This is a genomic window from Kitasatospora sp. NPDC029367, assembly GCF_055569135.1.
On record NZ_JBVHYH010000045.1, the window covers coordinates 60,326 to 71,437 of the forward strand.

Below are 11,112 nucleotides of genomic sequence, written 5' to 3' on the forward strand. Positions count from 1 at the left end.
TCTTCGCTGGGCGGTGGGTTCTTCGCTGGGCGGTGGGTGGCCGGGGGCGGTGGGTGGAGGGGGTGGCTAGTCGTAGGCGACCGCGAGCAGCAGGACGACGGTCATGCCGCCACCGGGGGTCGGCTCCACCGCGAGTCGGCCGCCGGCCGCGAGCACCAGGCTGTGCAGCGCCGGTCCCACCGGTCCGGTGCTCCGCACGCCCGCCAGCAGCCACTCGTGGGCCTCGGGCGGCTCGTACGAACCGCGGTCGGAGATTCGTATCTCCACTCGCTCCCGGCCGTGTCCGGCCGTGCGGTGCCCGGTCACGCCGCGCCCGGCCGCGGCGCGGGGTGCTGACGGGCCGGAGCGCCTGACGTCCGCGCGGACCAGCACTCGGCCGCCCAGTGGGCTGCGCCGGATCGCGTGGTCCAGCAGCCCGGCGATCGCGGCCTCCATCCTGCGGGCGTCCCCGGCCACCACCGGCAGGCCCGGCGCCAGCCGCACCGTGACGGCCGCTGCCCGGCCGCCGCCGCGCACCACTCGGCGCACCACCTCGGAGACCTGTACGTGCCGCGCCTGGGGATCGCACCCGGCCTGGCGGCCGGTCCAGCTCAGCCGGTCCAGTTCCGTGCGGGACAGTGGCCGGGGGGCGGCCATCGAGAACGGCGGGTACGGGCCGAGCCCCTCCGCAGTGCCCCTGCTGCCCCCGCTGTCCTTGCGTCCGACGCCGCCCGCGCCGCTGAGCGCGCCGAGCGCCCGGGCCCCCGACGCGACGTAGCCCCAGAGCTTCCCGCGTGCCATTGCTCTGCCCCTCGTGCCTGACCGGCGGCCGTCATCGGTTCCGCGGCCGACCGGGGCGGGCCGCGTTGCTGGCCCTCCTGCCAGCCTGCGCCTAGTCCGCGCGGGTGACAATCCGGCTTCGGGGCGCGAAGTGGGGGGCGGTCCCCGCCGTATGGGGGGTGGTGGGGGCGCCGAGTGGCGGGGGGGTGCCGCTGCGCGGGGCTTTGGTTGGGGGGTGGGCTCTCGGGAGGGTGGGTGACGCCGGGGGCGGTTCCGGGGGTGGGCGCTCCGGGGGCTGGATGATTTTCAGACCGCCGACCCTCATGGTGGGGTGCTGGGCGCCGTTGGCGGTCTGAAAATCACCCGTCACGCCCCTCTCCGCACCCACCCCCTCCACCGCCCCCTCCCGCAGCGCGTCCCTCTCGCCTTGGGCGGGTGAGGGGGTGGGGGTTGGGGGTGGGTGGGTTGGTGCGGGTCGGGGGTGGGGGGTTGGGGGGTGGGTGGGGTGGTTTGGGGGTGGGGTGGTGCGGGTGGGTGTGCTGACCAGTGGAGGAGTAGCAGGCTGGCGAGGGCGGCGAGGGCGCACCAGGTGGAGATGAAGGCGAGGTGCCAGAGCAGGGCGCAGGCGAGGGCGCCTGTTGCGGTGAGGAGGCCGAGGCGGCGGAGGAGGTGGTCGGCGCTGAGGAGGAGGGAGCCGACGGTGGTGAGGAGGTAGCCGGTGAGTAGCAGGGCGGGGTGGGGGACGGCGGTTCCGTAGTCGAGGGTGTGGCCGTGGCGGGTGGCCGTTACCGGGTGGGTGGCGACGGTGGCTGCGAGGGGCACCGCCACTGCTGTGCCGAGCAGGGTGAGGAGGGCGAGCAGTCGGCGACGGGAGGGGCCGGCCGGGTGGCCGGGTTCGTGGGCCGCGCACCACACCCCGGCCGGTACCAGGACGGGCAGCAGCGGCAGGGCGATCACCGCCCAGGCGGTGCGGGCTGCCCCGGCGGGGCCGGCGGGTAGCTCACCGTCCGTGCCGAGCCAGACCAGGGATTCGACGAGTTGGTGCACGCCGAGGACCAGCGGGAGTGCGGCGAGCGGTAGGCGTTGCGGTCGGCCGGACCGTCGGGCGCGTAGGAGGCAGGCCACGCCGACGCCCGCGACCACCGTGCCGGCCACGGCGTCCGCCTGGGCGCTCCAGCACATCGGTGGGCCTACTCGGTTCTGCGGTCCGGGTCGGTGTCACGGTCGGTGTCACGGTCGGGGCCGTCGCCGCTGTCGGTGCTGCCGGACCGGTCCTCCGGTGGTGCGCCGATGGACTCCAGGGTTTCGCGGACGCTGCCGGGCATCGCGGGGTGCCGCCCGATCACGATCACCCCGATCACGATCGCCACCAGCCCGGCCGCCTGCCAGGCCAGGGCACCCGGGGTGACCCGCAGCCGGTCGCCGAGGAAGCCGACCGCACAGGCGATCCCGGACAGCGGCTGGGCGGCGGTCAGGGCAGGGAGGGACATCCGCAGCGGGGCGGCCTCGAAGGCGCTCTGCACCAGCAGCAGCCCGACCACGCCGGCCGCCACCACCGCGTACGGCTGCCAGGTGCGCAGCACCACCGCCAGCCCGTCGTGGTCGAGGCGCTGGGTGGTGGTGCGGGTGAGCGCGTCCTGGAGGCCGTAGAGCAGTCCGGCGGCGAGGGCCAGCAGGGTGGCCTCCTCGAACAGCGGCAGCCGTCGGGCGAGCGCGACCAGCAGCAGGGTCAGCCCGGCCACCGTGCCGACCACCAGCCAGTGGCGCAGCTCCCCGGCGGCCGGGCCGCCGCCGGTCGGCCGCCCGGCCACGATGAACGCCGTCACCCCCAGGCCGAGCAGCAGCACCCCGACCCAGCCGGAGCGGCCGAGGGTCTGACGGGTCAGCACCCGGGAGAGCGCCATCGCGAAGATCAGGTTGGTCGCCAGCAGCGGCTCGACCAGGGACACCTCGCCCTGGTTGAGCGCGAGCGCGGACAGCAGCAGGCCGCTGACCATGAAACCGGTGCCGAGCAGCCACTCCGGCATCCGCATCAGGTCCAGCAGCAGGCGCCAGTGCAGCATGTCGGCACGGGGGGCCCGTTGCGCCGCGTGCTGCTGGAGGACGAAGCCGAGTCCCAGACAGCAGGCCGCGCTCAGAGCGAGGAGGAAGACCGCCACGGAGGGACCACCAGGTTGTCGCTGCCCCGCGCCGCGCCGGCGGTTCCGGGGAGGGACGGCGATCGCGGCGCGCTTCCGCCAGCGTACCGCCGGGGCGGCGGCCGGGCCGAGCGGACGCCGTGCGGCCGGATCGGGGCAGGCCCGGGCCCCGCGCTGACCGCACGGGCCCCGCGCTTGCCGCCACGGGCGGGGCGGGCGCACGCTGGTGTGAGCGGCCGCCACGGGCCCACCGCCCGGGTCGGCCGGGACCGGCGCGACGGGGGCCTGCGCCAGGAGGTGTGGCATGCACAACCAGTGGGACGTGGAGCTCAGCTTCGACGAAGACGGCGTGCACACGGTGTGCGACGCCAGGTTGACGGGCGCGCGGGCGCCGGGCCTGAGCGCGCACGGTGAGGCCGAGAAGAGTGCGGAGGACCGTCCGCTCGCCAGGATCGGCGAGGAGGTCGCGGCCTCCCGGGCCCTGGAGGAACTGTCCCGCAAGCTGCGGGCCCAGGCCAACGGGGAGATCGACGACGAGGGGCACCGTCCGGGCTACCTGATCTACTGAACTCGGCTGTGCCGTATCCGGCGCGGGCGCACGCACTGCGGCGCCTGGTCTTCAAGTTTGTTCCAGAGCAAGGGACTTGGGTGGCCGACACCCGTGTCCAGCATGCGTCGGTTTCCGGCCGCAGGGTGTCGGGGTTGCTCCGTGGGCTACCGGATCGGCGCCTCGGTGCGGCACAGGCGCTCGGCGGCCGAGCGGACCTCGTCCGCCCAGGCGCGGTAGCGCTCGGCCGGGCCTTCCGTGCGGATGTCCATCAGGTACTCGGGCCCGATGGCGTCGATGAACGCCTCCTCGGCCTCGGTGTCACCGCTCATGGCGAGGAAAGGGACCCCGACCCGGCCGCGGGAGGTGACGCCCCGGAGCAGCGTGCCGGCAGCGGCCCTGGGGCTCTCACTCGAAGTTTCGGGCAGCGGTGAGGCCTTCGATGAAGGAGTGGAAGTCCGGGGCGAGGGCGAGTTCGCTGTCGAAGTCCGCATCGAACCAGGTGACGGAGGGTTCGTGGTGCCGGCCGCATGGCCGGTAGTCGAGCCCGATCCAACAGTGCCCGTCTCCCGAGAACAGCACCGACCCGGTTGGAAGGCCCCATTCCTTGACGAGGTACGGACTGTCGAGCAGGGAGATCGTTCCCTCGCGACGGCCGATGCCCAGCATGCTGTCGAAGGGGACGTGGTCGGTGCTCCAAGATGTCGGCCGGCTGGTGGGGAAGGCGTTCCAGTCGTCGGCGATCTCGCCGCCGTTCCGATGGCGCAGGAGGTCGAGCAGGGAGCCGGGAAGCGTGACGTCGAGCAGTTGCTGGGCCTCCACGATCGCCTGGCCGGTCAGCGCCGGCTGCACCGTGTACTCGCTACCGGTGTCCCACAGGGAGCGCTGGAGATCTTCGAAGCGTGCCATGGCCAGCATCGTAGGAGCGGTGTCCGACTGTTTCCCCCCACGGGGGAGGGCGGCTGGGTGCGCGCAGGAAGTCGGCATGGCCGAATTTTCGTGTGGGGTGGGGGCTCAGGGGTGGGTGAGGAAGGTGAGGACCTGGGGGTTGACCTGGGCGGCGCCTGCGGTGGGGAGGGTGTGGTGGGAGGTGTCGGGGATGGTGGCGACGGTGGCGTGGGGGAGGGCGCGGAGGGTGGCCTCGGCGGTGCGGTGGGGGTTGTGGGTGCGGGTGCGGGCGGCGTAGAGGGCGAGTACCGGGGTGGTGAGGGTGCGGAGTCGGGCGGGGGTGGGGCGCGGGCCGGTGACGATGCGGGAGGCGGGGAAGTCGGCGTAGCCGAGGGCGTACAGCTCGCGCCAGTCGGGGTCGACGGCGGGGCCGGGGCCGGATTCCCAGTCGAGGTAGGAGCGGGCGCGGTCCGGGGTGCGGTGCGGGAGGAAGAGGGGGAGGGCACGTAGCAGGTAGCCGGGGCGGAAGCCCGTGAAGCACTGGGTGGGGTCGAGGAGGGCGAGGCGCCCGACCCGGGTGGGGGCGTGGAGCGTGTACTGGAGGGCGGTCCAGGCGCCGTAGGAGTGGCCGCAGAGGTCGGCCTCGCGGACGCCGAGCCCGTCGAGTACGGCGTCCAGCCAGCCGAGCAGGCCGGGGACGTCGCGCAGCGGGGTGCCGTCGTGGACGCTGCGCCCGGGGTCGCCGATCAGGTCGACGGCGAGGACGCGGTGGCCGGCCGCGGCCCAGGCACCGGCGTTGGCGAACCACATGGCGGAGGTGGCGCCGCCGCCGTGGAGGAGGACGAGGGGGCGGCCGTCGGCGGGGCCGCAGGCGTTGACGTGGGTGGTGCCGTGGGCGGTCCGGACGGTGAGGGGCTCGACCGGTACGGGCCAGCGGGCGAGGAGCTTGTCGTAGGCGGCGAGGAAGTTGTCGTAGGCGAGGAAGGGGGCGGTGCGGGCGGACATGAGGGGCCTCCGCGGGGTGTGGTGTGAGAGCGTGCGGGCAGGCGGGGATCGCCCGCCCACTGGATTGCTCGTTGGACAAGTATCTCGCTGAACGAGAGAATAATGGCACGGGAGTGCCCGAGGAAGGACGAGAGGGTGTCCGAGCGTGAGGAGCCGATGCGGCTGGTCCACCTGCTGCGCGGTCTGACGGTCGAACTCGACCTGTTCGGGGCCGAGTTCGCGGCTCGCAGTGGACTGCACCCGACCGATCTGCGGGCGTTGGTCCACCTGCTGGACGCGGCCCGGGCCGGGCAGGTGGTCACCCCGGGGCGGCTCGGTGAGGCGCTCCGGCTGAACTCGGCCGGGACCACCGGCCTGGTGGACCGGCTGGAGCGGCTCGGGCTGATCCGGCGCGAGCGCGACCCGCAGGACCGGCGCAGGGTGCGGCTGGTGGTGGAGGAGCGGGCGATGGAGCTCGGCGAGGGCTTCTTCGGCGGGCTGATCGGCGACCTGGTCGCGGCGATGGGCCGGTTCGACCCGGCGGAGCTGGCGACGGCCCGCCGCTTCCTGGAGGCGATGACCTCCGTGGTGGCCGCCGCCCGGCAGGACCCTAGGCGGGGCCCAGGGTCCAGGTGATCAGCGAGAGGGTGCCCATCGACACCAGGGTCGACCAGAGCACGGTGTCCCGGGCGAGGTCGGTGCCCTGGCCGTACTCGCGGGCGTAGGTGTAGATGTTCTGCGCGGTCGGCAGGGCGGAGAACAGCACCACGGTGAGCAGCTGGTGGGTGGGCAGGTGGAGCACCGGGCCGGCCACGACCAGGGCGACGAGCGGCTGGACCAGGGTCTTGATCGCGACGGTCAGGCCGACCTCGGCGCGGCGCGAACGGCCCTCGGCCGCCGGGCGATTGTGCAGCGACATGCCGAGCGCGACCAGGGCGGTCGGCACGCCGGCGCCGCCGAGCAGGTCGGCGGAGTGGTGGAGTTCGGCGGGCAGCCGGAATCCGGTGGCCGAGGCCACGGCGCCGAGTGCGGTGGCGATCAGGATCGGGTTGCGCAGCGGCAGGGTGACCAGGGCCCGGCGGCCGGCCGCGCCGCTGTCCAGGACGGCCAGGACGGCCGGGGTGACCACCAGGATCTGGAAGAGGACCACCGGGCCGACGAAGGAGGCGTCGCCGACGACCTGCATGGTCACCGGGATGCCCAGGTTGGCGGAGTTGACGTACCCGGAGGCCATCGCGCCGATCGCCAGTTCGCCGCGCTTGCGGCGGAACAGCTGCCACCCGGCGAGCAGTCCGAGGCCGGTGGAGACGGTGGTGCCGGCCACGAAGGCGAACATCGACGGGTTGGCGAAGTGCCCCAGCGGGGTGCGGGAGATCATCAGGAAGAGCGCGGCCGGCATGGCGACGTGGAAGACGAAGCGGGTCAGCACCAGCTCCGCCTGCGGTCCGAGCAGCCCGGCGCGGGCGACGACGTAGCCGACCGCGGTGAGGGCCCAGATCGGGGCGAAGGCGGACAGCAGCGGGTGGAGGTCTGGCATGGTTCCTCGGATCGCTCGGACGGGTCTGCCGGGTGCGGCGGGGATCGCCCGCCGGAGGGCCCCGGAACGCCGGTGCCGCCGAGTACCCCCGTGGCAGTAAATCAGTGGCCGTCCGGGTGTTGATCAAGGGGCCCGGGTCCGGGGGCGGGCCGCCGGCCGGTGGCGGCGCCGGGAGGGCGGCGCGGGGGCGGGCCTACGATGAGCGGGTGGAGGACCAGTATCTGAGCCTGTCCGAGGTGGAGGCCGTCGCCCGCCGGGCCCACCAGGGGCAGGTGGACAAGAACGGGCACCCGTACGCCGAGCACATCGCGGCGGTCGCGGGCGGGACGGCGGCGCGGGGCGGCAGCGAGGCGCAGATCGCGGCGGGCTGGCTGCACGACGCCGTCGAGGACGACCGGCTGAGCCGGGAGTGGCTGGCGGGGGCCGCGCTGCCGGCGGAGACCAAGGCGATCGTGGACGCGCTCACCCGGCGGCCCGGGGAGCCGGTGGAGGCGTACACCGCGCGGATCCTGGCCACGCCGGGCGCGCTGCTGGTCAAGCGGGCGGACCTGGCGCACAACTCGGACCCGGCGCGGCTGGCCGCGCTGGACGGGGCGACCGCCGAGCGGCTGGCCGCCAAGTACGCGCGGATGCGGGAGCTGCTGGGGCTGACCGGGGAGCTCTGAGCATGCGAGCGGCGCGGGCACGACCGCAGGGGCGCGCGAACGCGCGGGAACGTACGGCAGGGCGGGAACGCGCGGCAGGGCGCGAACGCACCGGAGGGCCCGGGCTCGCGCGGATCGCGCGGGCCCGGGCCCTCTCGGGTCACCCCGGTGGTCCCTGTCCGACCCCCGGGGTGAGGGGGAGTGGTCAGGAGACGGGTGGAAGCTCGGTACGCCGGTGGTCGGGCGGCTTAGTACCAGTGGTGGTTCTGCCAGAAGGCCCAGGCGGCGTTCGGGCTGCCGTAGCGGGTGTTCATGTAGTCCAGCGCCCACTTGATCTGGGTGGCCGGGTTGGTCTTCCAGTCCGCGCCGGCGGAGGCCATCTTGGAGGCCGGCAGCGCCTGGCCCAGGCCGTACGAGCCCGAGCTCGGGTTGGTCGCGGTCACGTTCCAGCCGGACTCGTGGGAGATGATCTGGCTGAACGAGGCCAGCTGGTTCGCCGGGACGATCTGGGCGGCGATGGCCTGCGGGGAGGCGGTGGCGGCGTTCGCGGTGGCGGGCAGGACGCCCGCGCCCAGGGCGGTGAGACCGGCGGCGCCGGCGAGAATCGCGGCGGAAGTGCGCATACGGAGCTTGAAAGCGGGCATGTAGAACAGGACCTCAATCAGGTTGGGCCGAGTCGCGCCCCACCCAGGACCACGGGCCGGACAGGGGCCGTTGCGGTTGTGGGGCGCGACTCGGCGGTAAGCCGTCGACCGGCGGGACAGGAGCCGGTGCGGCTGACGACGAGAGCCATTGTTGCCAGACGGGATCGGCCGTCGCCAAGACCCCCTCGTTACGACGCACCGTCGTAGCCGCGACGGTGGCCGTGGATTCGAAGGGCGGCCCGGGCGGGGTGCTCGGACCGGGTCCGAGCTGGGCGGACGCCGGTCGGCCGGCCGGTGGTCCGGAGGGGCGGCGGGGGGCTCGCGGCCACCACTACCCGCCGTCGTAGCCGCGATTCGCCTGTGAGCGCACTCACCGTTTGAGGGGCGCCGCCGTCACCGGACGGTTCGGTCACAGCACTTTGGGTACTGACGATCTGTGCCCGGCGCCACAGGATTCGGTCACGGTCCGCAGTCGCCCCTTCGCCGGGCGCCACCGGAGGTCACCGAAGGTCGTCAAAACCCGCCGGGGATCACCGAAGGTCGCCGAGACGGCGGTGCCGGAGCGCCCGGGCGGCGAGCCGGTCCGCCTCGCCGACGGCCGACAGCTCGCCGAGTGCCCGCGCGACCGCCGCGCCCAGCCGCTCGCAGAAGGCCGCCGGCTCCTCGGCGGCGTCCGGCAGCTCGGGGACCACCTCGTCCACCAGGCCGACCGCCGCCAGCTGCCCGGCGCTGATGCCCTGCGCCCGGGCCAGCTCAGCGGCATGCGCGCCGTCCCGGTGCACGATCGCCGAGGCGCCCTCCGGTGGCAGCGGTGCCAGCCAGGCGTGCCCGGCGGCCAGCACCCGGTCGGCCGGGAGCAGTGCCAGCGCCCCGCCGCCGGACCCCTGGCCGAGCAGGACGGCGAGGACGGGGGTGTGCAGCGCCAGCAGGGTGGTCAGGCAGTGCGCGATCTCGACCGCGATCCCCTCCCGCTCGGCCCGGGCCGACAGCTCGGCGCCGGCCGTGTCCACCACGGTGACCAGCGGCAGGCCCAGTTGCTCGGCCAGCCTGGCGCTGCGCCGGACGGCCCGAAGGTCGGCGGCGGTGAAGGGGCGCTCGTGGTCGGCGCCCTGCCGTTGCTGGCCGACGACCAGGACGGGGTGGCCGCCGAGCACGGCGAGGGCGCGGACCAGGGCGCCGTCGTGGCCGCCGGGGGCGTCGAGCAGGACCAGTTCCTCGGCGGTGCGGCGCAGCAGCTCGCGGGTGCCGGGGCGGTCGGGGCGGCGGGTACGGCGGACGGAGTCCCAGGCGTCGGGGGGTGCGGCGGTGGCGGGGGACTCCGCCGGGGGAAGAGGGGTGCCCTTATAAGGAAGAGGGGTGGCCTTGTGAGGGGGAGGGACGGCCCCGAGGACGGCGAGGGTGCGGCGGAGCAGTTCGCGCAGTTCCTGCGGCGGGACCACGGCGTCCACCAGCCCCTGCCCGGCCAGGGTCTCGGCCCGCTGGACGTCCGGCGGCAGCTGTACGCCGCGCAGTTCCTCGTACACCCGGGGGCCGAGGAAGCCGAGCCGGGCGCCCGGCTCGGCGAGGACCAGCTGGCCGAGGGTGCCCCAGGAGGCGAAGACCCCGCCCATGGTCGGGTTGCGCAGGTAGCTGAGGTAGGGGAGGCCGGCCGCGCGGTGCGCCTGGACGGCGGCGGTGATGCGGAGCATGCAGAGGAAGGCCGCCGAGCCCTCCTGCATCCTGGTGCCGCCGGAGACCGGCAGGGCGATCAGCGGGAGGCGTTCGGCGGTGGCGCGCTCGACGGCCCGGGTGATCCGTTCGGCGGTGGCGACGCCGATCGAGCCGCCGAGGAAGCCGAACTCGGAGGCGATCAGGGCGACCGGCCGGCCGTCGATCAGGCCGCGGCCGGTGAGGACGGCCTCGTCCAGGCCGGTGCGGTCGCGGGCCCGGTCGAGCGCGGCGCGGTAGTCGGGGTCGGCGGTGGGGAGGGGCGGCGGTTCGTCCCAGCTGTGGAAGCCGCCCGGGTCGACCAGCAGGCCGATCAGCTGGTGGGCGGTCAGTGCGGTGGCCCTGGCGGTCCGCCCGCCGCCGTCCGTCCGCCCGCCGCGGCCCGTCCGTCCGCCGCCGTCCGTGCGCCCGCCGCCGTCGGTGCTCGCGTCCGTGCTCGCGCCCGTGTCCATGTCCACCCCGTCAGTGATCGTTCCGGTCCGGCACGGTCCGTCACTCTATGCGGCGCGGGCGGGGAGCTGTGGGAGTGCTGTGAAGGTGTGAGGAGCCCGACAGCGGCGCGGATGGAAGTTCGACGGCGGTCGACCCAAGGGTGGTGCGGACGGTTCGTGGACGGCTTCGGCGCACCGGCTCAGGAGGCCGGCGTACGGGTGAAGTCGCTTGTGGGACAAGGGAGTTACCCTCCGGTAAAAAGTTGACTCAAGCCTTCCGGAGTTGTCGGGGGACCGCCACACTGATGGACATGACCCGCACTCTACGCGCGTGGAAGACCCGCGCTGCCGCCATCACCGCCGTCGCCCTGATGACCCTCGCCCCCGTCGCCGTCGCCACCGAGGCGCACGCCGACGTGAGCGGCACGGTGTGCCTGTCCGCGCTCCCGCCGCAGGCCACCGACACCCTGAACCTGATCGCCGACGACGGGCCGTTCCCGTACTCGCAGGACGGCGTGGTCTTCCAGAACAGAGAGGGCGTCCTGCCGAGCCAGTCGTACGGGTACTACCACGAGTACACCGTCATCACCCCGGGCGCCCGGACCCGCGGCACCCGCCGGATCATCACCGGCGAGGCCGCCCAGGAGGACTACTACACCGGCGACCACTACGCCACGTTCTCCCTGATCGACCAGACCTGTTGATCGAGTCCCGGTACGACCGTGGGGGGGGGGGGGGGGGGGGGCGGGGGGGGGGGGGGAGGGGGAAGGGGGGGGGGGGGGGGGGGGGGGGGACGGGGGGGGGGGGAGGGGGGGGGGGAGGGTTGGGGGTGG

13 protein-coding genes are annotated in these 11,112 nt (G+C 74.6%); 4 read left to right on the forward strand and 9 right to left on the reverse strand.

Features of this window, described 5'->3' with window-relative positions; genetic code table 11:
• Positions 1 to 66: 66 nt before the first annotated feature.
• From ACZ4W5_RS23440 to ACZ4W5_RS23450, 3 genes are all read right to left on the reverse strand, one after another.
• Positions 67 to 780, reverse strand: a complete 714-nt coding sequence (locus ACZ4W5_RS23440; RefSeq protein ID WP_465656662.1) for a histidine kinase — start codon at positions 778 to 780, stop codon at positions 67 to 69.
• Between the two features lie 345 nt (positions 781 to 1,125).
• On the reverse strand, positions 1,126 to 1,941 hold the full coding sequence (locus tag ACZ4W5_RS23445) for a DUF6629 family protein (RefSeq protein WP_465656663.1): 816 nt from the start codon (positions 1,939 to 1,941) through the stop codon (positions 1,126 to 1,128).
• Positions 1,942 to 1,949: 8 nt separating this feature from the next.
• On the reverse strand, positions 1,950 to 2,918 hold the full coding sequence (locus ACZ4W5_RS23450) for a DMT family transporter (RefSeq protein ID WP_465656664.1): 969 nt from the start codon (positions 2,916 to 2,918) through the stop codon (positions 1,950 to 1,952).
• A 283-nt stretch (positions 2,919 to 3,201) separates the two neighbouring features.
• Here ACZ4W5_RS23450 and ACZ4W5_RS23455 point away from each other — a divergent pair, with 283 nt between their 5' ends.
• On the forward strand, positions 3,202 to 3,465 hold the full coding sequence (locus ACZ4W5_RS23455) for a dsRBD fold-containing protein (RefSeq protein WP_360246192.1): 264 nt from the start codon (positions 3,202 to 3,204) through the stop codon (positions 3,463 to 3,465).
• Between the two features lie 146 nt (positions 3,466 to 3,611).
• Here the strand turns inward: ACZ4W5_RS23455 and ACZ4W5_RS23460 are convergent, their stop codons facing one another.
• The 3 genes from ACZ4W5_RS23460 to ACZ4W5_RS23470 all read right to left on the reverse strand — a co-directional run bounded on the left by ACZ4W5_RS23460 (position 3,612) and on the right by ACZ4W5_RS23470 (position 5,337).
• Positions 3,612 to 3,776 (reverse strand): hypothetical protein, encoded by a 165-nt coding sequence (locus ACZ4W5_RS23460; RefSeq protein WP_465656665.1) that lies wholly within the window; start codon positions 3,774 to 3,776, stop codon positions 3,612 to 3,614.
• Positions 3,777 to 3,852: 76 nt separating this feature from the next.
• The gene (locus ACZ4W5_RS23465; protein WP_465656667.1) at positions 3,853 to 4,353 is read right to left on the reverse strand and encodes an SMI1/KNR4 family protein; all 501 of its coding nucleotides are present in this window, start codon (positions 4,351 to 4,353) and stop codon (positions 3,853 to 3,855) included.
• Between the two features lie 105 nt (positions 4,354 to 4,458).
• Positions 4,459 to 5,337: an alpha/beta fold hydrolase gene (locus ACZ4W5_RS23470; protein WP_465656668.1), complete on the reverse strand. Its 879-nt coding sequence runs from the start codon at positions 5,335 to 5,337 to the stop codon at positions 4,459 to 4,461.
• Between the two features lie 156 nt (positions 5,338 to 5,493).
• Here ACZ4W5_RS23470 and ACZ4W5_RS23475 point away from each other — a divergent pair, with 156 nt between their 5' ends.
• Entirely contained in the window at positions 5,494 to 5,952 is a 459-nt protein-coding gene (locus tag ACZ4W5_RS23475) for a MarR family winged helix-turn-helix transcriptional regulator (RefSeq protein WP_465656676.1), read from the forward strand.
• Here the strand turns inward: ACZ4W5_RS23475 and ACZ4W5_RS23480 are convergent.
• Positions 5,927 to 6,853, reverse strand: coding sequence for an AEC family transporter (locus tag ACZ4W5_RS23480; protein WP_465656670.1), 927 nt, complete (start codon positions 6,851 to 6,853; stop codon positions 5,927 to 5,929). The genes ACZ4W5_RS23475 and ACZ4W5_RS23480 overlap by 26 nt on opposite strands.
• Positions 6,854 to 7,059: 206 nt before the next feature.
• Here ACZ4W5_RS23480 and ACZ4W5_RS23485 point away from each other — a divergent pair, with 206 nt between their 5' ends.
• Positions 7,060 to 7,518 (forward strand): HD domain-containing protein, encoded by a 459-nt coding sequence (locus tag ACZ4W5_RS23485; protein WP_465656672.1) that lies wholly within the window; start codon positions 7,060 to 7,062, stop codon positions 7,516 to 7,518.
• A 227-nt stretch (positions 7,519 to 7,745) separates the two neighbouring features.
• On the opposite strand, the gene ACZ4W5_RS23490 is transcribed toward ACZ4W5_RS23485, so the two are convergent.
• The gene (locus tag ACZ4W5_RS23490) at positions 7,746 to 8,120 is read right to left on the reverse strand and encodes an aggregation-promoting factor C-terminal-like domain-containing protein (RefSeq protein ID WP_350505686.1); all 375 of its coding nucleotides are present in this window, start codon (positions 8,118 to 8,120) and stop codon (positions 7,746 to 7,748) included.
• Positions 8,121 to 8,671: 551 nt separating this feature from the next.
• Positions 8,672 to 10,300, reverse strand: a complete 1,629-nt coding sequence (locus ACZ4W5_RS23495) for a carboxyl transferase domain-containing protein (RefSeq protein ID WP_465656677.1) — start codon at positions 10,298 to 10,300, stop codon at positions 8,672 to 8,674.
• A 290-nt stretch (positions 10,301 to 10,590) separates the two neighbouring features.
• Here ACZ4W5_RS23495 and ACZ4W5_RS23500 point away from each other — a divergent pair, with 290 nt between their 5' ends.
• The gene (locus ACZ4W5_RS23500) at positions 10,591 to 10,983 is read left to right on the forward strand and encodes a ribonuclease (RefSeq protein WP_465656673.1); all 393 of its coding nucleotides are present in this window, start codon (positions 10,591 to 10,593) and stop codon (positions 10,981 to 10,983) included.
• Positions 10,984 to 11,112 lie beyond the last annotated feature (129 nt).